The sequence below is a fragment of the Methanococcoides mangrovi genome (assembly GCF_052057775.1).
In the GTDB taxonomy this organism is placed as follows: Archaea; Halobacteriota; Methanosarcinia; order Methanosarcinales; family Methanosarcinaceae; genus Methanococcoides.
Genome location: NZ_CP195121.1, coordinates 2,443,152 through 2,463,715 on the forward strand (window position 1 = coordinate 2,443,152; position 20,564 = coordinate 2,463,715).

33 protein-coding genes and 1 other RNA gene are annotated in these 20,564 nt (G+C 45.1%); 3 read left to right on the forward strand and 31 right to left on the reverse strand.

From position 1 onward, the window contains the following. Positions 1-75: 75 nt before the first annotated feature. The 23 genes from ACR3I3_RS12235 to rpl3p are packed head-to-tail and all read right to left on the reverse strand — an operon-like array spanning position 76 to position 11,632. Positions 76-513, reverse strand: a complete 438-nt coding sequence (locus tag ACR3I3_RS12235) for an uL15m family ribosomal protein (RefSeq protein ID WP_440952512.1) — start codon at positions 511-513, stop codon at positions 76-78. A 7-nt stretch (positions 514-520) separates the two neighbouring features. Next, a complete protein-coding gene (locus ACR3I3_RS12240) occupies positions 521-982 on the reverse strand; it encodes a 50S ribosomal protein L30 (protein ID WP_440952513.1) in 462 nt (153 codons plus the stop codon). 2 nt (positions 983-984) lie between these two features. After that, a complete protein-coding gene (locus ACR3I3_RS12245) occupies positions 985-1,620 on the reverse strand; it encodes a 30S ribosomal protein S5 (RefSeq protein ID WP_440952514.1) in 636 nt (211 codons plus the stop codon). Between the two features lie 11 nt (positions 1,621-1,631). Then, complete coding sequence (locus tag ACR3I3_RS12250; RefSeq protein ID WP_440952515.1) at positions 1,632-2,153, reverse strand: 50S ribosomal protein L18; 522 nt, start codon at positions 2,151-2,153, stop codon at positions 1,632-1,634. A gap of 60 nt (positions 2,154-2,213) precedes the next feature. Beyond that, the gene (locus ACR3I3_RS12255) at positions 2,214-2,660 is read right to left on the reverse strand and encodes a 50S ribosomal protein L19e (RefSeq protein ID WP_440952516.1); all 447 of its coding nucleotides are present in this window, start codon (positions 2,658-2,660) and stop codon (positions 2,214-2,216) included. Position 2,661: 1 nt separating this feature from the next. After that, positions 2,662-3,108 carry a 50S ribosomal protein L32e gene (locus tag ACR3I3_RS12260; RefSeq protein WP_440952517.1) on the reverse strand — a complete coding sequence of 149 codons (447 nt, stop codon included), beginning with the start codon at positions 3,106-3,108 and terminating at the stop codon, positions 2,662-2,664. Between the two features lie 23 nt (positions 3,109-3,131). Beyond that, positions 3,132-3,665, reverse strand: a complete 534-nt coding sequence (locus ACR3I3_RS12265) for a 50S ribosomal protein L6 (RefSeq protein ID WP_440952518.1) — start codon at positions 3,663-3,665, stop codon at positions 3,132-3,134. 17 nt (positions 3,666-3,682) lie between these two features. Further along, positions 3,683-4,075: a 30S ribosomal protein S8 gene (locus ACR3I3_RS12270; protein WP_440952519.1), complete on the reverse strand. Its 393-nt coding sequence runs from the start codon at positions 4,073-4,075 to the stop codon at positions 3,683-3,685. 11 nt (positions 4,076-4,086) lie between these two features. Continuing rightward, positions 4,087-4,239 (reverse strand): 30S ribosomal protein S14, encoded by a 153-nt coding sequence (locus ACR3I3_RS12275; protein ID WP_048193264.1) that lies wholly within the window; start codon positions 4,237-4,239, stop codon positions 4,087-4,089. Beyond that, positions 4,239-4,736 (reverse strand): 50S ribosomal protein L5, encoded by a 498-nt coding sequence (locus tag ACR3I3_RS12280; RefSeq protein WP_440953805.1) that lies wholly within the window; start codon positions 4,734-4,736, stop codon positions 4,239-4,241. The genes ACR3I3_RS12275 and ACR3I3_RS12280 overlap by 1 nt, the downstream gene beginning before the upstream one ends. Positions 4,737-4,749: 13 nt before the next feature. Next, positions 4,750-5,451 carry a 30S ribosomal protein S4e gene (locus ACR3I3_RS12285; protein WP_440952520.1) on the reverse strand — a complete coding sequence of 234 codons (702 nt, stop codon included), beginning with the start codon at positions 5,449-5,451 and terminating at the stop codon, positions 4,750-4,752. Positions 5,452-5,456: 5 nt separating this feature from the next. Beyond that, positions 5,457-5,810, reverse strand: a complete 354-nt coding sequence (rplX, locus tag ACR3I3_RS12290; RefSeq protein ID WP_440952521.1) for a 50S ribosomal protein L24 — start codon at positions 5,808-5,810, stop codon at positions 5,457-5,459. Positions 5,811-5,821: 11 nt separating this feature from the next. Continuing rightward, entirely contained in the window at positions 5,822-6,220 is a 399-nt protein-coding gene (locus ACR3I3_RS12295; RefSeq protein WP_440952522.1) for a 50S ribosomal protein L14, read from the reverse strand. Beyond that, complete coding sequence (locus ACR3I3_RS12300; RefSeq protein WP_440952523.1) at positions 6,217-6,546, reverse strand: 30S ribosomal protein S17; 330 nt, start codon at positions 6,544-6,546, stop codon at positions 6,217-6,219. Before ACR3I3_RS12300 ends, ACR3I3_RS12295 begins: the two co-directional genes overlap by 4 nt. A 5-nt stretch (positions 6,547-6,551) precedes the next feature. After that, a complete protein-coding gene (gene rnp1, locus ACR3I3_RS12305) occupies positions 6,552-6,806 on the reverse strand; it encodes a ribonuclease P protein component 1 (protein ID WP_440953806.1) in 255 nt (84 codons plus the stop codon). Positions 6,807-6,858: 52 nt separating this feature from the next. Continuing rightward, positions 6,859-7,062 carry a 50S ribosomal protein L29 gene (rpmC, locus tag ACR3I3_RS12310; RefSeq protein ID WP_440952524.1) on the reverse strand — a complete coding sequence of 68 codons (204 nt, stop codon included), beginning with the start codon at positions 7,060-7,062 and terminating at the stop codon, positions 6,859-6,861. A gap of 2 nt (positions 7,063-7,064) precedes the next feature. Then, on the reverse strand, positions 7,065-7,985 hold the full coding sequence (locus tag ACR3I3_RS12315) for a 30S ribosomal protein S3 (protein WP_440952525.1): 921 nt from the start codon (positions 7,983-7,985) through the stop codon (positions 7,065-7,067). Continuing rightward, positions 7,985-8,440 (reverse strand): 50S ribosomal protein L22, encoded by a 456-nt coding sequence (locus tag ACR3I3_RS12320; protein WP_440952526.1) that lies wholly within the window; start codon positions 8,438-8,440, stop codon positions 7,985-7,987. The genes ACR3I3_RS12315 and ACR3I3_RS12320 overlap by 1 nt, the downstream gene beginning before the upstream one ends. A 10-nt stretch (positions 8,441-8,450) precedes the next feature. Next, on the reverse strand, positions 8,451-8,864 hold the full coding sequence (locus ACR3I3_RS12325; RefSeq protein ID WP_440952527.1) for a 30S ribosomal protein S19: 414 nt from the start codon (positions 8,862-8,864) through the stop codon (positions 8,451-8,453). Positions 8,865-8,881: 17 nt separating this feature from the next. After that, the gene (locus ACR3I3_RS12330; protein ID WP_440952528.1) at positions 8,882-9,595 is read right to left on the reverse strand and encodes a 50S ribosomal protein L2; all 714 of its coding nucleotides are present in this window, start codon (positions 9,593-9,595) and stop codon (positions 8,882-8,884) included. An 11-nt stretch (positions 9,596-9,606) separates the two neighbouring features. Next, the gene (locus tag ACR3I3_RS12335) at positions 9,607-9,855 is read right to left on the reverse strand and encodes a 50S ribosomal protein L23 (protein ID WP_440952529.1); all 249 of its coding nucleotides are present in this window, start codon (positions 9,853-9,855) and stop codon (positions 9,607-9,609) included. Then, positions 9,852-10,613: a 50S ribosomal protein L4 gene (gene rpl4p, locus ACR3I3_RS12340; RefSeq protein WP_440952530.1), complete on the reverse strand. Its 762-nt coding sequence runs from the start codon at positions 10,611-10,613 to the stop codon at positions 9,852-9,854. Before rpl4p ends, ACR3I3_RS12335 begins: the two co-directional genes overlap by 4 nt. Before the next feature lie 5 nt (positions 10,614-10,618). After that, positions 10,619-11,632, reverse strand: a complete 1,014-nt coding sequence (gene rpl3p, locus ACR3I3_RS12345) for a 50S ribosomal protein L3 (protein ID WP_440952531.1) — start codon at positions 11,630-11,632, stop codon at positions 10,619-10,621. A 707-nt stretch (positions 11,633-12,339) separates the two neighbouring features. Here rpl3p and ACR3I3_RS12350 point away from each other — a divergent pair. Next, complete coding sequence (locus ACR3I3_RS12350) at positions 12,340-13,362, forward strand: methyltransferase domain-containing protein (protein WP_440952532.1); 1,023 nt, start codon at positions 12,340-12,342, stop codon at positions 13,360-13,362. A gap of 38 nt (positions 13,363-13,400) precedes the next feature. Here ACR3I3_RS12350 and ACR3I3_RS12355 read toward each other — a convergent pair whose 3' ends face one another. Together ACR3I3_RS12355 and ACR3I3_RS12360 are read right to left on the reverse strand one after the other, a co-directional pair. Continuing rightward, entirely contained in the window at positions 13,401-13,766 is a 366-nt protein-coding gene (locus ACR3I3_RS12355) for a response regulator transcription factor (RefSeq protein ID WP_440952533.1), read from the reverse strand. A 226-nt stretch (positions 13,767-13,992) separates the two neighbouring features. Continuing rightward, positions 13,993-14,244, reverse strand: coding sequence for a hypothetical protein (locus tag ACR3I3_RS12360; protein WP_440952534.1), 252 nt, complete (start codon positions 14,242-14,244; stop codon positions 13,993-13,995). Positions 14,245-14,469: 225 nt separating this feature from the next. On the opposite strand from ACR3I3_RS12360, the gene rnpB reads away from it, so the two are divergent. Beyond that, positions 14,470-14,822: RNase P RNA component (rnpB, locus tag ACR3I3_RS12365), an RNA gene on the forward strand. 21 nt (positions 14,823-14,843) lie between these two features. Here rnpB and ACR3I3_RS12370 read toward each other — a convergent pair. From ACR3I3_RS12370 to ACR3I3_RS12395, 6 genes are all read right to left on the reverse strand, one after another. Continuing rightward, entirely contained in the window at positions 14,844-15,464 is a 621-nt protein-coding gene (locus tag ACR3I3_RS12370; protein ID WP_440952535.1) for a DUF116 domain-containing protein, read from the reverse strand. Further along, complete coding sequence (locus ACR3I3_RS12375; RefSeq protein ID WP_440952536.1) at positions 15,457-16,092, reverse strand: DUF116 domain-containing protein; 636 nt, start codon at positions 16,090-16,092, stop codon at positions 15,457-15,459. The genes ACR3I3_RS12370 and ACR3I3_RS12375 overlap by 8 nt, the downstream gene beginning before the upstream one ends. 114 nt (positions 16,093-16,206) lie before the next feature. Beyond that, positions 16,207-17,442 (reverse strand): (Fe-S)-binding protein, encoded by a 1,236-nt coding sequence (locus tag ACR3I3_RS12380; protein ID WP_440952537.1) that lies wholly within the window; start codon positions 17,440-17,442, stop codon positions 16,207-16,209. Positions 17,443-17,444: 2 nt separating this feature from the next. Continuing rightward, positions 17,445-18,257, reverse strand: coding sequence for a disulfide reductase (locus ACR3I3_RS12385; RefSeq protein ID WP_440952538.1), 813 nt, complete (start codon positions 18,255-18,257; stop codon positions 17,445-17,447). 235 nt (positions 18,258-18,492) lie between these two features. Next, positions 18,493-19,155 carry an NAD(P)/FAD-dependent oxidoreductase gene (locus ACR3I3_RS12390; protein WP_440952539.1) on the reverse strand — a complete coding sequence of 221 codons (663 nt, stop codon included), beginning with the start codon at positions 19,153-19,155 and terminating at the stop codon, positions 18,493-18,495. A 29-nt stretch (positions 19,156-19,184) separates the two neighbouring features. Then, the gene (locus ACR3I3_RS12395; RefSeq protein ID WP_440952540.1) at positions 19,185-19,568 is read right to left on the reverse strand and encodes a ferritin-like domain-containing protein; all 384 of its coding nucleotides are present in this window, start codon (positions 19,566-19,568) and stop codon (positions 19,185-19,187) included. A gap of 201 nt (positions 19,569-19,769) precedes the next feature. On the opposite strand from ACR3I3_RS12395, the gene ACR3I3_RS12400 reads away from it, so the two are divergent. Beyond that, positions 19,770-20,465 (forward strand): RNA methyltransferase, encoded by a 696-nt coding sequence (locus tag ACR3I3_RS12400; protein WP_440952541.1) that lies wholly within the window; start codon positions 19,770-19,772, stop codon positions 20,463-20,465. The last annotated feature ends 99 nt before the right edge of the window (positions 20,466-20,564 follow it).

Sequence of the window (20,564 nt, forward strand, 5' to 3'; positions counted from 1 at the left end):
GACTTTCCTGTAAATACAAATTAATCAGCAATAATAAAAACGCAACAAATATAAAAGTAATGTCTGTAGCAGACATTACTCTTCAAGTTCTACGCAGGATCCACCTGCATTTTCGATCTTGTCCCGTGCAACTCCGGAGAAGTTGCATGCTGTAACAACCATATTCTTTGTTACTTTACCGGTACCAAGAACTTTTTCAATTTCAAGATCTGCAAGATTGATGACGTATGCACCATCTTCAAGCTGTGCAAAGCCATCTTCTACAAGCTGATCTGCAAGTTCGTCAAGTTCACCGACGTTCACGACTGAGACATCGCGGATCATCTTCAATGGGCGAGAGAATCCACGGCCACTTCCACGAATGTATCCACCCTGTAAGGCCCTTGTGAAGTGGTGCTTGTTCTCACCGGATCTGCCACGACCACCACGGTTACCTGCACCACGGCGATTCTTGGTAGTACCGCCACCACAGGTGCGTGAACCCCTGAACTTCTTTGTGTTGGTTTTGCTCATATTAACATCACCTCATCTTGTTCAAAAGTGTCTTGATGTCTTCACCATGGTTTCCAAGAACACCACCCTGCTGAGCAGTCCTCTTAATACCAGCGTGACCCTTCCTTGGTGGGTGAAGCCTGAATACCGGCTTCAGACCTGGAACGTCAGAGATCTTTGCATCACCGTTGACAAGTGCTTCTGCGAATGCCTTAATGGAATCGAACTCGGAGTTCTCCTTGACATATTCATCTGTAAGGCGTACATTGCCCTCGAGTCTTCCGCGCTTGTCAAGTACCTGTGCCAGAGTGTCGGCGTCAACAGTACCGTATGCAATGTAATCTTTTGCTTTCAGGATCATACCCTTGTTGTTAGGGTTATCTGCAAGGAATACACAGTGGTTGACCTTGTGAAGGCGGAGCATACCGAGGGTATCCTCGATCTCTCCACGAACATGCACCTGGCCTCTCATTCTGACTACTGCGTACATCTTCAGGCCTCCTGTTCCTCAAACACAATTGGCCTTCTGACTGTACCTGTGTTCATCAGAGCATTGTATGTTGCCTTTGCGAAGTTGAGAGTTGTCCTTGTCTGACCTTCTGTACGGGTCCATACATCCTTGATACCTGCTTTTTCAAGCACTTTCTTTGCAGTGCCTCCTGCAGCAAGTCCAAGTCCGCGTGGTGCAGGCTTGAGTACTACGGTAACACTGCCTGCCTTACCATTGACCTCGGAAGGAACGGTGTGTGGAAGTCCACAGCCACATTCCCATGAACCGCATCCACGCTTGATACGTGTGATGTTGATCTTTGCGTTGTCAATAGCTTTCCTGATAGCAGGTCCTACCTGTACGTCCTTTGCCTGACCAAGTCCGACAAAACCATCGCCGTTTCCAACGATCACAGTTGCCCTGAACTTGACACGCCTTCCGGAGTCGGTCATCCTCTGGACCATGTTGATATCAAGAACTTCGTCCTCCAGATCAGGTAATAATATATCAACTATTTTTGATTCCCTTATAGGGAGACCGGAATCCATGGCTTCATCCATGGTAGTGACCTGCCCTTCAGCAACAAGTCTTCCGAGTCTTGTCTGGGGAACCCATTCCTCATTATATTCATATGCCATATAATCACACCTTAACTGAACTCTGCAAGGATCTTTTCCTTTACTGCTTCGAACATCTCAGGCAGATCGGATCCTTCCATATATTCTGCGACGTGTTCTCCTCTTATGCGCTCATCAGATGGGAATACTGAAGGATTGTGAGGTACATCGAGTCCTGCATCGACAACACCCTTGAGTGCTGCATATACACGACATCCTGGTGATGATGCCTGAAGTCCGATATCCAGTACACCGCTCTCATAGCCTTCTTCAAGTGCCTTGTATCCGAACAGGAGACCTGTCAGATATGCTGCGGTTGTGTTACCGGTTGCTCCCTCGTATCCGTATTTCCTGAGCTCGGTAGAGATAGCTGACGATAATGTCACATCTCCGTTTGCCTCTGGTGCCACAAGTTGCAACTGCATGTGCCTTGTGCTCTTGCGCACAACCACACGGTTCTCTTTTGACAGAAGTAACCTGAGTCTCTGGTGATAATTTGTACGCCCTTCCCTTCGTCGCCTGAATGGGACTTTATAACGGGGTCCTGTAGCCATATTAGATCCTCCACATCAGCTTAACATGTAAATTTATCTTCATAATTCTATTCCTCAGGCTCATTCAGTCTTCTCAATTTTAAGATGCGCTTCCATATGAGCCAAGCTTCTATACTCGCCACCCTTTGCTTTACGGTAGACCTTGCAGTATGTGGACTTGTCAAGTGTACCATCTGCACGAAGCTCTTTGAGCCTCCTTCTGAGGGCACGGATCTTCTTCATCCACTGCTCTTTCCTAGGGTTACGTGCACCCTTCCTACCTTTACGGGAACCATGACCCTTGCGGTGGCCGTATTTGCGCTTTGCATCCCTTTCTCTTGCACGTCCGCGGCTAACACCCTTAACAGCTTCCGCTTTTATGCTTCCGCTTGCGATAAGACCACGAATGTCTTCCCTGGTGATAGCAACTGCGACCTCAGCAGAGGCTTCAGGATCCATCCAGACCCTGTGAACTCCACATCCAAGTACCTTTGCTGCAAGTTTTTTCTGGTTAGAGAGATCTGTCATCTTACTCACTCCTGGTAGGGTTCAATATCTTAATACCCATTTCAGTTGCTTTTGCTTCGATGAGCGCTTTCTTTCTTGCACCGACGGTTCTTGCGATCCTGATAGCTTCGAGAGAAGCATCAACGTTATCAACATCTGCAACTGTGTTCACAAGAACTTCTGCATATCCGGATGGATGGAGACCTTTTACTGCTGCAGGACTACCATATCCTACCTGTGCAATAGCACCTTTTGCAGCAATGTGCCTGCGATGTTTACCCTGAAGACCTCTTGGCCTTCTCCAGTTGGAATCCAGACGCTTGTACTTGTGTGAATCAGTCCTCTTGAATGTTGGCTTTTTGCCTTTCTGGACCTTCCTTACCTTGAAAAGTCTCAGTGACTCTTCGTCAAGTGCAAGCTTGGTGGCTGCTGCTTCTTTCATGTTAGTTTCATTGACTGTATCTTCCATTCAGATCACCTACACTTTCTCTCTCATACCCTCTTCTCAACGATGTATATACCATCCTGGAATACACGTGGGTCAAAGCGCTTGATCTTTGTCTTCTGCTCGATGTTAGCAGCGGTCTGACCGACATCTTCCTTGTTGATACCGGACACAACAACTTCGTCACCACTTGCTTTTACAGTTGTCTCACCGAGGATCTTGGAGACCCTTGACTTTTTCTCACCAAGGAAGTTACTGATGATGAACTGCTTTCCCTCTACCTTAAGCTGCATAGGGAAGTGAGAGTAGACCACTTTCATGCGGTACTCAAAGCCATTCACAACACCATTTATCATATTGTTGATGTGAGAAGCAAGTGTTCCAACCATTGCTTTCTGTTTTTTTCTCGATAAAGCAGAGTCAACGATCACTTCGGAACCGTCCACTGTTATGTTCACACCTGGATACCACACAAATCTTGTGTTGGTACCTTTGGGCCCTGAAGCGGTCAGTACGTTATCTTCTAACGTTACTGTCACACCTTCAGGAATCGAGATTATTTTCTTGATTTCTTTTACCATATCATCTCACCCTTAATTTAGTAAACAAATGATAACAACTGTCCACCAATATTATTCTCACGAGCCTCATACTGGGAAATTACTCCCTGAGAGGTTGTGAGGATCAGAACACCAAAGTTCTTTGCTGGAAGGAACTGCTTCTCCCATTTCTCGAATTCGGTTACTCCGACTGAATAACGTGGCTTGATAGCTCCACACTTGTTAATACGTCCAATAAGTTCTACTGTATATATTCCAGCCTTACCATCTTCCACAAACTCGAACTCACCGATGTATCCACGGTCCTTCATGACCTTAAGGACATTTCCGATGAGCTTTGATGCTGGCCTGATAGTGCAGGAATCTTTACCAACAGCTTCAGCGTTCTTGATAGTTGACAACGCGTCAGCAAGAGGATCCAATAATACCATACCTGTTCACCTCATGTATATTTTTCAAATCCCATGTCATGGGCAATTTCCCTGAAACAATGCCTGCAAAGGTAGATACCATACTTGCGTACCAGACCCTGCTTTCTGCCGCATCTTTTACACTCGTTTGCGCCTCTTCCAAAGTTCTTCTCTGTCTGAGTCATTACTCTACCTCCACACCATAGTTTTCTTTAAAGAAAGATATCGTATCCTCTTTTGAGATCTTGTGGGAAGTTGGTATCTTTCGCTTTGTGATCCTTCTCTTGTTGATCCTGTAACCAGGACGATTTACAATCACATTGATATCCATTCCGAAGATACCGATGTTTGGGTCGTACTTCATGTCAGGATAATCGGTGTGCTCCTCTACACCAAAGGCTACGTTTCCATTGGAATCGAACTGGGATTCACTGAGCTTTTTCTCGATGATCTCCAGAGATGTTGTAAGGAATTCTTCTGCAGCATCTCCACGAAGAGTTACTTTACATCCGATAGGCTCGTGCTTCTTTATGCTGAAAGCAGGCAATGTCCTCTTTGCATAGCATCTGACAACGGACTGACCGGTAATGTCCTCAAGGATCCCTTCTGCATCTACAAGGTGTTGACCGCTTTCCCCAACACCCATGTGGACGATCACTTTATCGACCTTAGGATTTCTCATTGAGTTACTCAATTTACTCACCGCCCAAGCTTATCTCTGGTTCTTTTTCGCCTACTACGAAAACATAGTTCTCGATCGTCTCGAATTCGGTCTCACCTGAGATTGTCACTGTGTTGTACTTAGAGCTTTTTACCTTATTGATCTCTTTGATGGTACCGATCTCACCGGAGTGGCTTCCACCAACGATCATTGCAAGATTGCCTATCTCGTACTTAATGTGTTTTACAACCTCTTTGTCTGGAAGTGACAGAATAAGTGTGTCCTTAGTGTTGTAATCATTGGAACCGTTGATATTTGTACCGTCGTTAAGGTTCAACTGCATGTTTCCACCTTTGATGACAGTCTTGTTCTCAATGCGACACAACTTGTTTGCACCCATCTCACCAAGCTTGTTCAGAACAAGCCTACCCTTGCCATCAAGCAATACGCGGTATTCTTCGTTGTTCAATGGTATGCTGATAATATCCATCAGACCTACAGGGAACCTGAGGTCCTTCCTTGCAACTCCGTCAACAAGTACTTTACCTTCTGAAAGTACCCTTTTTGCTTCTGCACGGTTGTCCACGACACCAAGCATATCCCTGAGCACAACAGCAAGAGGAAGACTCTGTAATCTGTTATGAGGACCTGGTCTTGTGGATGTGATCCATTTGTTGGATTTCTTTGAGATCTGCCAGCTGTTAGGGACAGATATCCTCTTTTGATGATTGGCCACTAGAATCACCTTCCTCTAGATAATATTGATTCTCTGCGTTTATCGTTCAATTCCAGTGATGTGATCATCACATTTGAAGGATAGATCGGCCTTGGAACCTCGGTTCCATCCACCTTGCTAACAGAAACACCTTCTACTACGATGGTTCCGTTCTTAAGGGACAGGGCTTCGACCTTTCCTTTAGTACCTGCATGGTCACCACGCATTACCACAACAGTATCGCCGATAATGACGCTTGCACTGCGACCGTACTTGCCGCGAAGCTCCTTTGAAAGAGGTGCAGCCATGTATTTCTGCCTGATGTGGAGAGGTGCGTTGTAACGTGCTTTCCTCTGTTTTCTTGGCTGTTTTGATACCATAATTTAACACCTCATACAATAATGGATGCGGTTGTGCCGATCTTTGGGAACCTTTCTGCTGCTTCTCTTGCAACAGGACCTTTAATGTCAGTTCCTTTTGGTATGCCCTTGTCGTCTGTGATAACTACTGCATTATCCTCAAAGCCTACTCTGAGACCATCAGGACGACGGAGTTCCTTCTTCTGGCGTACAACTACTGCGTAAAGGATCTGCTTACGCATCTCAGGAGTACCCTTCTTGACAGACACGACACAAAGGTCGCCAATGCCTGCCCTTGGCATCCTGTTCTTTACACCCCTGTACTTCTTGACTGAAATGATCTCCACAGTACGTGCACCAGTGTTATCGACACAATCGATCTTAGCGCCGGCGTTCAGTGCACGTGGGATCGTCGAGCGAATACCCCTCATGCCTGCACCTCCGACTTAACTACTACATATGATTTTGTCTTACTGAGAGGACGACATTCAGCGATCGTTACAACATCTCCTACCTTTGCATTGATGCATGGTGGATTGTGAGCATGGATCTTTGATTGCCTCTTCTCATATCTCTGGTACTTGTTTATCAGCTTTTCACGCCTCTGTTGAATGACCACAGTCTTGTCCATCTTGTCGCTTACAACAGTACCGACGAGGATCTGTCCCCTTACGGAGAGACTGCCGTGGAATGGACAATTAATGTCATCGCATTCCTTGGACGGTTCAGGTACATCCAATCCAATGTCTTTTGCCATGATTATTACCTCATGCGTATTTTTCTAATATTCTTGACTCTGTTCTCGGGTTGTGAGAGCAATAATTTCCCGTCTATTTTAACACGTTGATCTTGATCAGCAGAATGGGATGAAAGATGGAAGACGAACGTCGTCCCCTGTTTGGGGATCTTTTTTAAGTTCATGTCTTCCGTTTCGATCACAATCATATTGCGTGACTCATCTACCACTCTGCCTTTTATGTTATATAATGTGGGATTTGTTGACTCAATAACTTCCATTACAAGCCCGATCAGCTCGTGGAAAATCAAATTTGAAGCAGATGCTTCCAAATCAGATCTCCTTCAATTCATTCTGAATTGTCTTGATCCTTGCAATGGTCCTTCTAAGCTCTCCGATCCTCCCTGGATTATCAGGAGCTCCACCTGCAGATGCAAGTGCACGCTCACGGATAAGCTCACTTCGGATTTTTTCAAGCTCATCCACACGCTCGTGTGGGGTCATGTCCCTGATCTCTTTTGTACGAAGGATTGCCATGATTAGCCCTCCCTGTGAACACGGTTAACTGGATGCCAGTAATCGTGCCCCTCATGCTTGTGCTGCCATACGCCGTTAACTTCGCGGCGTTCTTCTCCTTCAATAACCTCAACTGGATACTCAGATTCATCATCTGTGTCTTCAGCTACAGGTTCTTCTGCTACGACCTCTGCTTCTGCAACCTCTTCGACCACTTCTGTGGACTCAGGTGCTGCTTCAACAACTTCTTCAGGTGCTGCAACTGCTGCTTCGGCCTCTACAAGCTCTTCAATGCCTGCGCTCTTTGCCTCTTCAGCTGGAGCGAAGACACCGGATGATGCAAGTTCCTCTGCAGTCTTCAGCCTGTAGGAGTCTGGAAGGACTGCATCAGGCTGAATGATACGTACTTTACAGCCAAGGGTACCAAGTTTCTTTACAGCGACAGAGAAACCTTCGTCGACGATATCATCAACAGGCTTACCTGCGTGTTTGATGTAACCGCTGACCATCTTCTCTACCCTTGACCTTGCACCGGTAAGCTTTCCGGAGATTACGATCTCACAGCCAAGTGCACCAGCGTTCATAATAGCGCGCATTGTGTTGTGACCGGCTTTCCTGAAATACCATCCTCTCTCGATAGAAGAAGCAAGTCTTGAGGCCATCATCTGTGCGTTCAGTTCAGGTTTCTTGACTTCCTGTGCGTCGATCTGAGGGTTGTCCAGGTCATAAAGCCTGTCTACATCACGGGTCAGTTTCCTGATCACTTTTCCAGCCTTTCCGATAACCATACCGGGTTTCTCAGCATAGATAGTGATCTGGGTACCCATAGGAGTACGGTTGATATCCATACCGCCATAGCCAGCCCTGCTTAATTGTTTTGCAAAATATTCATCCATGGATGCCTTTACAAATCCATCCTGGACGAACTTTTTCTCTACAGCCATTAGCGCACCTCGCTTATGATCAGTTCAATATTGACAGTTTCTGTATTCTTTGGACTTGCCCTTCCGCGAGCCCTTGGTCTCATTCCGTGGATCACGCGTCCACGCTTTGCTGCTGCATGTGCAATGTACATGTGATCTGGGTTCAGACCCTTGTATTCTGCATTGCTTTCTGCGTTCTTGAGCAGCTTAAGCATCTCAGCAGCAACATTTACAGGATAACGACCTGCTGCCATTGGTCCTCTCTTGTGACCAAGACTGTCGTTGTGCCTTCCAAAAGGAACTGCCTGCTTCAGAACGACCACATCTTCAAGATAGCGTCTTGCTGCCTTTGTCTTCATGCCTTTTACAGCTTTACAGAGCTCACGTGACTTCTTAGGTGAAATGTGAAGTTCGGAACCCATTGCCTTTGAGCTGATCTCGGGATCAAGTTCTGTTGTATAGTTGATTCTTGCCATTCACATCACCTTATTTCAATGGTACGAACTTACTGGAACGTGTTGCACCGACACCAGCGTTTCCGTGTGAAACCCTGCTACGTGTTGGGGCGTATTCGCCGAACCTGTGCCCGACCATTTCAGGCATAACTTCTGTTTCTACGAACGTCTTACCATTATAGACTGATATGGTCTTGCCGATCATCTCAGGGTAGATGATCATGTTCCTGTAATGGGTACGTACAACGTCCTTACCGTCCCTGAACTGCTGCAGAATATCCTTCTGGTGATCGGAAAGACCACGGCGTACAGACCTGCGTTGCCTTGCAGGAAGGAGTTCTACAAATTCTTCAAAACTCAATTGCTGGAGCTGTTCCACCGTAAGACCACGGTAGGTGTACTCTCCCTTTCGTTTTGGTAATCTTGATGTTGATTTCTTTGCCATGTATACTACCTCTTTGTTTAACGTTTTCCGGTCCTGCGTGCTGCGATCTGACCAACCTTACGTCCTGGTGGTGCATTTCTGCTCACGGTAGTTGGCCTTCCTGGATGCTTCCTGTTACCTCCACCGAATGGGTGGTCGATAACGTTCATGGCAATTCCTGATACGCGTGGATACTTGGCTGCCCTTGTTTTCATCTTGTGGTACTTCTTACCTGCCTTGAGGAATGGCCTGTCAACCCTTCCGCCACCGGCAACGATACCGATTGTTGCCCTGCATTTTGGATTGAACCATTTCAATACACCTGAGGGCATCCTTACAATGACCTTGCTTGCCTGACGTGAAACAAGTGTTGCATAAACACCTGATGAACGTGCAAACTGACCGCCATCGTTTGGCTTAGACTCAATGTTGCATATTGGGATACCTTCCGGAATCTCTGCAAGAGGAAGGATGTTACCTGGTTTGATCTCTGCAGATACACCACAGGAGATCATGTTGCCAACTGCAATTCCCTCTGGAGCAAGGATAAACCTTTCCTCACCGTTCTCAAAAGCGACCTTCACAATAGGTGCTGACCTTGCAGGGTCGTGTTCGATACCAATGACAGTACCATTGAGAACGCTTTCTTCGTCCACACGTGGGTGTTTGAGTGCAGCTTTATACTTGTGTGATGGAGCCCTGTATGTTGGACCTCCCCTACCTCTGTTCTGTGAAATAATTCTTTTAGCCATGCACCTTCACCTCACATTAATCCTATACGTGTTGCGATCTCGTGTGCGGCCTCCGGTTCTTCAAATGTGACCAGTGCCTTCTTCAAGCCTTTCATGGTGGTCATTGTGCGCACTGACTTTACTGCAAAGCCATACATCTTGACCACATCGTTCTCCACCTGCTTCTTATTAGCACGTGTGTCAACGACGAACTGAAGCTTGTTGTCATCCATAAGCATCATTGCTTTTTCAGTAATGAATGGATACTTGATAGCGTTCATACGAACATACCCTCCATGTTGTTTATTGCGGACTCGGTCCAGATGGTGAGCCTGCCTGCATGGGTACCTGGTGCCAGAAGTTCTGCATTCAGAGAATCAACTGTAGCTACATCGACGCCTGGAAGGTTCTTAGCTGACTTAAGGATAGGACTTTCCTCTCCTGTAACTATCAGGATACTCTTCCTGGTCTTGTACTTACGACCCCTGCGCTTTCCTTTTCCGGCCCTTATGTGTTTGCCTTCCTTTGCGCGGATAACATCATCATAGACGCCTGCTGCCTGAAGGAAGCTTACGACGTCCTTTGTCTTCAAAAGACCTTCAACTGCGTTCTCTGCGACAAGAGGAACTTCTGCGTCGAACCTGTGTCCGCGTGCCTTTACAAGGTCAGCGTTGATGGTTGCTGCGATAGCGGACCTGATGGCCAGACGCTTCTCTTTCTTGTTGATCTTCTCTGTGCGGTCGGTCTCCGGCTTTGGAGGATGTGCACGCCTTCCACCCACTGCCTGTGGGATCCTTGCGACACGGCTTCCATTGGAGATCCTTGGAACCTGTGCAACACCTCTGCCTGATCCCCAGGAGTGTGCGGATGTCTCCATACCTGCATATACCTTAGGACCGTATGGCTGAAGCCTGTTAGCCTGTGCAGAAAGAACTGCTTTTTTGATAAGATCCGGCCTGAAGATCTCTTCGAATACTTCCGGCAATGTGATCTCGCCTTTAGCATTTCCTGATAAATCGATAATATTTGCTGTGGTCATTCACTTCACCCCTGCTTGGACTGTGTACTAATGTGAACGATCTGAGGTTCACCCATGCTGGATACCTTTGACCTGGTTGGTTCCCTGAGCCTGATAAGTCTCTTTGATGGACCTGGGACACTGCCCTTGATCAGGATATAGTTACCACGGACCAGACCGTAGTTGGTAAATCCGCCTTCAGGATTGATCTCATCGGCATCTGAGGAGATCTTCAAGATTCTCTTGTTGTACTCAGTTCTCTGGTGGTAACCCATCTGACCCATCTGTGGAACTCTCCAGCTTACGTGTGCAGGAGTCCATGGACCGAGGGTACCGATCTGTCTAAGACTTCCCTGACGGGAGTGCTTGTTCTTCATGAGGTTGATTCCCCATCTCTTTACAGGACCCTGTGTTCCGTGACCTGTTGTGATAGCTGCAACATCGATGATGCCGCCGTTATCGAACACATCTGTGACATCCACCATGGTTCCCATGATGCTCTTTGCGTATTCGAACTTTGCTTTTACATCTGCGCCGCTTACGCCGGTTTCCATGATATCAGGAACCTTCTTTGGTACACCGGTAAGGCTTGAAGGTAATGTGTATGTGATAAGTCTGATATCTGTGACAGTACCATCCTCAACAAGTCCTTCGATCTTATCAAGTGCTGCGTTGACGTCGTGGTTCTTTGGAGCATTGATCCTGCGGTCAAGATCATCGTCAAGAACATTGGTCCATGCTTCTGCAACTGCTTTTTCACCATAGGTGTCTTCACCGTATGCACGAATTGCTGCAACACGGATAGCTGGAGTCTCAATAACAGTCACAGGAACGGATATTTCACTACCCTCTGTAAGACTGTTCTTTGCGTCGTCGATCATGATGACGTGAGTCATACCTACCTTGTAGCCTGCAAAGCCCTGCAGCTTTGGTTCGGCGTCTGACTCTGGCCATGATCTAAACCTTGGAATGTGACTTTGTGCTCGCTTGCGTGGACTGAATGCAAGTGAACCCCGCCTTGGTCTGTGTCCTTTTGCCATTTATATTCTCCTACTTTTACGATTCTTTTTGAAACGATGTTTCGTTTTTTTCATGATGTAGGCAAAGACAGTGAAAAAAGTATAGTTCCTGAAATGTGTGCAATATCCACTATAAAGCTCAAAAGAGAGCCATTAGATCGTTTCTACAAACATTACGCGGAAAGCAAGATAACTAACATACTTCTCATAACAGGCAGGATGCATCCGGCTGTCTGTTCGTACTCAATCATCTCTAAAAGATTTAGCCATTCAGTGTCCCCTTGCACACATTTGCACACAAGAGCGGGCATTCCGAGAAGAGGCCCATGAACACTTCCTGTTAAATCCGACTTTTCACACTTGCTTATTCCTACGTTATGATCATTAGTCCTGTAAATTGGCAAGCCAAATTACATACTTAATCCTAACTTAGGGTGTCTAAATGTAATATTCTATATATAAAGGTTTTGCACGATCAACCGGTGCAAAATAATACAAAAATGCATACCATCAAAGGCTTCCATCTTTTTGGTAAAAATTCAATATTTATACCCGACAGACCACAAGGTCACAGAACTGATAGACAGATATTTTCAAACCTAATTAAATGTACCGGACAACAGACATCACATGAGAAATGAAAAGGAGAGCAACAAAATACACAGAATCTCAGGCGATACATTGGATGGATTTAAATTGGTTGAACATTTCTTTCATACTGATCACAAGTGTCACGAAAAAAGAATTTTGATAACAGAATTAAAGCAGATAATGACGGACTGCGTTTTGCAACACCCGAAGTCGTAGCAAGCTACAGGGCCAAGCGCCTGAAATGTCGGACCATCGCAGACATTAGTTGCGGGATAGGAGGGCAGACCATATTCTTTGCAAAGGAATGTGAAAAGGTCTATGCAATAGAGATAGATCCTGAAAAGATAGAATTTGCAAAGAAGAACTGTGAACGTTACGGATTAGAGAACGTGGAGTTCATCTGTGGAGATGCACTTTCAGAAGAGATCATTGAACAGGTTCCAAAAATAGACATCCTTTTCTCAGACCCTGCCCGACCGCCATCAGAGGACAAGAGGCACATATCTAGCCTTGAACCAGGAATCCCTGAAGTACTTTCCGCCTACGGGAACAAAACAAATAATTTCGCTTTTGAAGCCCCACCGCAAATGACACCTGACAGGATCCCGTTTGATTGCGAAAAGGAATATCTGTCCCTTAATGGTCAGTTGAACCGCCTGAACCTTTATTTTGGAGAGATAAAGTCATGCGATCGCTCAGCAGTAGCATTACCTTCCGAAGCAAGGATCGACTCAAACTATACAAGACCGGATATAGTGACAACAGAACATATTGGAAGATTTGCCTGTGAGCCGGAACCTTCAGTAATAAAAGCTGAACTGCTACCCCAGCTTGCAGGTTCGATCATGAAACATACAGGATCCGAAGTAGAACTATTCAATATAGACCAGAAGAGAAGCCTGCTGACCTCTAATTCCCCGATCAGTCATCCGATAGCAAAGAATAGCTACGAAATACTTCAGGTAATGGAACTTGATACATCACTGATCAATAAACAGCTAAAGAAAGAAGATATCGGAACAGTAATATTGAGGGCAGGCGTCGATCCTGAGAGATACTGGGACATGCGAAACGAAATCGAGAAAGGACTGAACGGTTCAGGCACAGTACATCTTTTTGCCAAAGATGGAAGAGCAGCCATATGTAGAGTAATAGGCTGAAACTAAAGAAAAAGCTATAAAAGTGATATGACCTGGCATCAGGCTTCCAAAAAAAGGGATCTTACACGCTCTACAAGATCTGCCGGGCTGAACGGTTTAACGATATAATCATCCGCCTTCAGTACACTCAGACCAAGCATCTGATCGAACTTCTGACCTTTTGCAGAAAGGATAGAAACAGGCATGCCTGGCACTTCTTTTTTTATTTTATGATAAGTTTCCCATCCATCCATATCAGGCATCATTATATCCAGCAATACTGCATCCGGTTTTTCATTATCAAGTATTTCAAGGCATTCTACACCGCTACCTGCACCCACCACTTCAAAACCCTCTGCCTCAAGAATGGACCTAACAAGATAGATGGTATCTGCTTCATCATCTACGATCATGATTTTTTTCAATGTAACATAACTCCCTTGATCAATACCATAAGCTGAATACACATAACATAGACATATGAAATGTTATCGAGCAGTATATAAATATTAATTGTTTAAACTATTTTTGATAATTTTAAAAATAAAGCATTTTCAGATTCTGCGAAATTTGCGTCACTGCTACCACTGATACTGCTACTAACTACTACCACCACAAAAAGAGAGAAAAGAAGAAGAAATAATTAAATTATCAATATTTCCCAATAGATGATCCGGGTCTTTTCAGAGAGCTATTCCCATATTTGTCCTGATCTGAAGATACTTTTACATCAAGACCAGACACAGGAACATTTTGAGAAGATACAACAGAACCTACCATTCCTGCATTCATACTGATAACCATACAATCCACCTTAGAGGACAACTCAACTAACTCCGAATGCAGTTTCTTTGTTTTCTCGACCATTTCCTTATATTGATCATATACCATTTTTTCCGGCATATCATCACCACCTGAAGATATTTTTATCAACTATATATAATAAAGAATATATAGATAATCCCATTTATACGCTTCGATAAATAAAGATAAAAATGAATATAAGAAATGACAAAACGATAAAACAAAAAAACAGAACATAGAGACATCCGCTGCTTGTAGGGACATGAGTCAGCAAATACCCCCTTTATCGTCAACTATATATCTAACGTATACAACCATACAATCGAGAGAGGAAGGACGACCGCCGGGCCACTGGCCTGAGGAAAGTCTCCCCATCATCCAGATACACGAACACCTGTGAAGGGTGTCTGGCGAGAGCCAGGGCGCTGGCACAGAAACGATACCACCCCGTGTTAATGCGGTGATACCGAAAGGTTGAGGTCGCACGGGAAGTGGATGGAACGGCGAATCCTCGTGGGTGCAAGTTGGAAGTAGGGATAAAACGGGTTTCTGGACCGTCCCGAAGTTATTAACGCTTAGCCGAATGTCGTCAGTGCAAGAGTCCGAAAGGACCTTCCCTGCCCACCATGTGGACAAGGAATTTTGCATCAACAGAAGGGAGCTTACTCTCCTCACTCACCAATCCCATTCTGAAATACTTACCATGCAAACATTTCCAGAGTATCGGAAACTACATCCATATCCACCCCGGTATTATAGCAACCATCGTTTAGCATAGGTATACCATATGTTACGATGCCGGTTCCCGCAAGGGAACGCATACCTTTGTTAATCTCATAGTCACATGCAATGACAAGTACACCGTCTGCAGGACGGTCACTCAGGATGTTCTTAACAAAGGAAGAACCGGTCACTATATAGAAGCCATAACCATATTCATTGGCCTGTTCCTTCAATTTATCCATCACACACATTCCGCAGGACTTGCACTGGATACCATATTTGGTCGCATATGCAGGACAATCAAGTGAACGCATGCAGTGTGGTACGAACATAACCCTCTTTGTTGTCTTCTTAAAATCTGATCTGTGTGCAGAATTCTTCAGAGAGACCATCCAGGTGTCAAGTTTTCGGGGATCCGAAAATTTACAAAAGAAATACTTGAGCGGAAGGAAGAAAAAGTCCAGAACGTTTGCAAAAACTCCGGACAAGCGCACATTCCGAGTCAGGCTTGCACGACTGGCATAGAGAGATACCGATGAAACGAACACAGAAAGTACGAAGAAAACCAGCAGGAACTTGCCCAGGATATTATACATTGCATACCTCCATCTTACTGATCACATCAGCGACATCCACTTTTGTGTTGAAACAACCGTCCTTCAAAAGACAGACACCCTGAACAGGAATAAAAGATATCTCCTCCATGGATTCAGAAAGCTCGTCGTAACATGCCACACCGATACAGGAGGTCGGCCTGTGAGCTTTCATAATCTTCTTTACAAAACTTCCACCCGGGATCACATATACTGTGAAACCATGCTCATCAGCAGCCTCACATATGCTCCCGATATCACATAACCCGCACATCTTGCACTCATACCCGATAATGGGATCGCACCTGGCCCTGCAGCTTGCATGGCGCATGCACTGAGGCAGGAACACGGCCCTCGGACCTTTCGCATTGATAAAATCATCAAGCATGACGGCATTCCTGACCTCAATAAGGATCTCGTCCACAAGAGTTTCACGAATGGAGAATACACTGCAGATCAATTTGGCCGGCGAATAGAACAGGTAAAGGATGAAGAGAACAAAGTTGGGGAAAATTACCCTTTTTTTCTTAAAGCTGTAGAACCCGATAAGTAATGCGACAACAATTCCCAGTAAAACAAAGAGAAGCAGGTACACGAATATCCTGCCCAGAAGTTCATAGGGAATCTCCATGAGCCTGAAAAATGAGGTAGCATTATTTAAAATTAACTGTAAAAAGGAATCAGGATATAATATAAATAAGGATATAAAAAGAAGAAATGAAAGGTAGAGAGATCAACTCCCTACTCAGTCATCAAGGTTAATTCCAAGTGCTTCTGCTGTAAGGACGATGACATCCTCAACAACAAGCTCGTCTGCACCGAGAGAGTCCCTTCCGTCAGAAAGGTTCCTTCTACAGAATGGGCATGCGCTTGAGAGAATATCAGGGTTCTTTGCAAGAGCATCCTGGACACGAGTCTCAGCGACCTTGAGAGCAAGGTCTGGAATACCTGCTTTCACACCACCGCCAGCTCCACAGCAGCGCTGGTTCTCTTTGATACGGTCCATCTCTTTCAGGTTGAGACCTGGAATAGAGTTGAGAACTGTCCTTGGAGGCTGGAATACACCTACGTGACGACCAAGGTGGCATGGGTCGTGGTATGTTACTGTAAGGTTGTCAAATGGCTTGACCCATTCGATCTTTCCTTCCTTGATAAGTCCCTCAAGGAACTCTGTAATATGCATGACCTTGAACGGAAGCTCTTCACCGAGCAGCCTTGGCCAGTCGACAAGTGAAGCCCTGAAACATCCTGCACATGCATATACAACTGTCTTAGCACCCTTTGCAACGATACCGTTAACATTACTCCTTGCAGCCTTACGTGCAATGTCCTCGATCTCATACTGACCTGTCCTGACAAGTGCGGAACAGCAGCAGCATTCATCTTCGCCAAGCATTGTGAACTCGATTCCAAGTTTGTTGAGCACACGTGCTGTAGCTAATGCAAGCTTTGCTTCCCTGAGCTCTGCAGTACATCCACCGAAGTAGAGGATCTCTGCCCTGTCAGCGATCTTGATATCCTCAGTGATCCAGTTGAGCCTGTCCTTGTTGTCAGCCATGTATGGGTTCATGTACTCACCAATGAGCTTGACGAACATGCTCTGCTTACCGAATGGACCATTTCCACGCTTTACAAGGTTTGCACGCATGGATTCCCAGAGCTCGACCGTGTTGATACCGACCTCACAGACAGTTGCACACATTGCACATGTTGTACAGCCATAGACATCGTCCTTGAACTTCTCGATCTCTTCCTCAGGAATTGCCTTTGGACCGAAAAGTCTTGCACGAAGACCATAGGACTGGTTCATGAACTGTCTCCACCGGAGGATCTTGTCCCTTGGTGCAAGTCCGGGATCCTTGTCTGAAGCATCATAGGTTGGACACCAGTTGACACATTCACCACAGCGTACACAGGCATCGAGCTCCATGAGCTGGACAGCAGTAAAGTTATTTGTGTTAATTGAAGGTTCGCCTCTCATAATCATTCGCCTCCCTTGTTAGCAAGCAGGGTAAGTGGTCCTGCGATCATGTGCATGTACTTGCTGAATGGGATATATGCGATACAGAAGAACAATGAGATCACAACGTGGAACAGTGCTGCAGGTGGTGCAAGATCGGACTGCATTCCAAAGCCCCAGAAATTACCATTCCTTACACCATCAGCAATGAATCCTGTGATGACAATGATAGTAAGCCCTACAAGAAGGACGGAGTCAAAAGCGATTGTGCTTTCACGAGCCTTTGCGATGAAAAGTCTCCTGAAGATCGCAATGATGATACCGAACAACAGTATGTAACTGAATACATCGTTAGGGAAGCTGAGCATCTCCCTGAAAACCTCAGGTGAGATTAGGTGAATTCCGACCATATAAATGATCTCTACAGCAAACATAGCTACGGACATAATACATAATGCGATCCATCCGCCAAAAATAGCGATATGCATGAGCCATCTTCCAGGACTGCGCCTTAAAGCACGTCTCTGAAGAAGAGCATCAAGAATAAGTGTAACAAAGATATTCTGGCCATGTCCATGCCCTTTTGCACTCATCTGGTAAGCTAAAGCTTTAGGGAATGTGAAAATGCTTCCGTTTGAAGGCTTAAGACTGTAACCTTCAGAACCAAGTCCCCATTTCTTGAGATTGATATACATACCGAGCATGAAGATAGCAATTGATATTGTGGCCATGATCATGACCGCTGCAAATGTGATCCTCATAGACTCAGTAAGCATCCCGAAACTGTTTGCGATCTCTGCAGTCTCAGTAAGTCCACTGAAATATTCCATACTCATAAATTATTCTCCTGATATTGCTACGAATCAGTATTATTACATCTTTCTAAAAATTATCATGATACCGAATACGGTTTGTGTATTGGTGGAATCTATTGTATTTAAATATTTTCATTATCAGAGTGTGCCTCTGAAGATGTAAAAATCGTCCCGTAAGATTCAACGCAACTACGTTCAAAGTAGTTACGAACAAGCAGAGCTAAGCAGGTAAAAGGATTAAAAAGAAAAATACAGATCAATCGATACCAAGTTCTTTTTTGAAATTCTCAAGACCCATGTCATCAATAAGCCGGCCAAGACGATACCTTTTCGCATAACCTTTGTAGATATTAATGATCTTTTCTACAAGAACAAGGACCTCATCCTCATTCAGACCTTCAGCAATCACATCTCCAAGTCTAGGCCTTATACCGGCATTGCCACCTGCCATCAAAATAAAACCCCTTGGAGTTCCCATTATGCCAATGTCCTTTACAGCTGGTTCGGAGCAGGAGTTCATACAACCACTGACAGCAATCTTAAACTTTGATGGAAGTTCCATTCCATGATATTTTTCATCAATAAGCAAACCAAGAGATACAGCATCCTGTTGTGCCCTTTTACAGAAATTCGTACCAGGACAGACCTTAATGCTACGCACGCATTTACCGATCGCTGCTGCCGGCTTCATATCAAGGTCAAGCCATGCAGCATCAATGTCATCTTCATTCAATCCGACAATAGCAATTCGCTGCGCTGATGTAAATTTAAGAGTATCTATATCATACTTCTTTGCAACGTCCACTATACGCTGCAATTCATCAGGAGTTACAATGCCCCCGGGAGTATGTGGAACTATGGCGTATGACTGCTTGTCACGCTGAAGTATAGCATGTTTGTCCAACAGATCCTTTGCCAATGTCCCACGTCCGATCAATAATATATTGCTTACTCGTTCTTTTTAAGATTCTTGAGAAGGCCTGCAAGACCTGCCTTGTGCCTTGCCTCATCAAGAGAAGCCCTTGCGAAGAACAGTGCTGCGGCTTCATTGCCTTCCTCGCGTGCAATACGGGCAGCATCAGCTTTCTCCTGTTCAGCCATTGTCTCACCCTCGAGCATCATCTCGATGTTCTCGATGGTGGTGCCTTTAATAACACCAAGGATCTCAGCGACTTCTGTGGCATGCCAGGCTTCATCCATAGCGATCTGACGGAAATAGAGAGCTGCATCAAAATGACCTTCGCGCTCAGCAAGCTTTGACATTGCAAGGTACCATCCGACCTCAGTGGTCTCACCCTTAAAAGTAGCTTTCAGAATATCTTCTAAACTCATTTCTTTACCTCCTTGATACAAGTGTAGTATCATATATTAGCAGGATTCTTGATAACGTTTATGGAATACTGACTACAACTGCTGTTTTTTTGCAGTACCGAGGGAGTTGCCAGGATTATGGACATAACCCAGGAATAATGAGCATATAAGAGGTACTTAATTGCGCAAGATATACATGTATTAATGATATTGAAGGATGGGATGACTTTTAATTTGAGGATAGTTCTGGTAGAACCTTTGTACCAGGGTAATGTCGGCTCAGTAGCAAGAGCTATGAAAAATTTCGGATTCAGTGACCTCGTACTTGTCAAACCATGCAAACTGGAAAATGAAGCACGTGCACTGGCATCACATGCAAAGGACCTGCTTGAGAATGCAAAGATAGTGACATGCATCGAAGAGGCCATTGAAGGAGCTGACGTCGTAGTGGCAACCACCGGCATAACCGGGATGAAGACCGATGAACACATACGTATGCCACCATATACCCCGCGTGAACTTAAAGAAAAATTCAAAGGAACCAGCGGAACTGTTGCAGTCCTCTTTGGAAGAGAAGACAACGGATTCACAAATGAAGAGCTCAGGATGAGCGATATGATCGTAAGCATTCCTACCTCTGACATCTATCCAATAATGAACCTGTCACACGCCACAACAATAATATTGTACGAACTGAGCCAGGTAGAAACAGGAGAGCAGGAACTTGCTGATGGTTTCGACCTCCGCCTCCTGTACGAGCACATCGGTGAACTACTTGATGATATACAGTACCCGGAACATAAAAAAGAAAAAACCCACCTAATGTTCAAGAGAATATTTGGAAGAGCACAATTAATGCCACGGGAAGTGCAGACATTAAGAGGCTTTTTTGGCAGGATCCAGCAACTGATCAAATGAACACACATTTCCATATAATTATGAATGACATGCAGGCGCGAAATATTGATATGTATTATGATGTTTTGTAACCTTCTACAAATGAGATATTATTCTAAA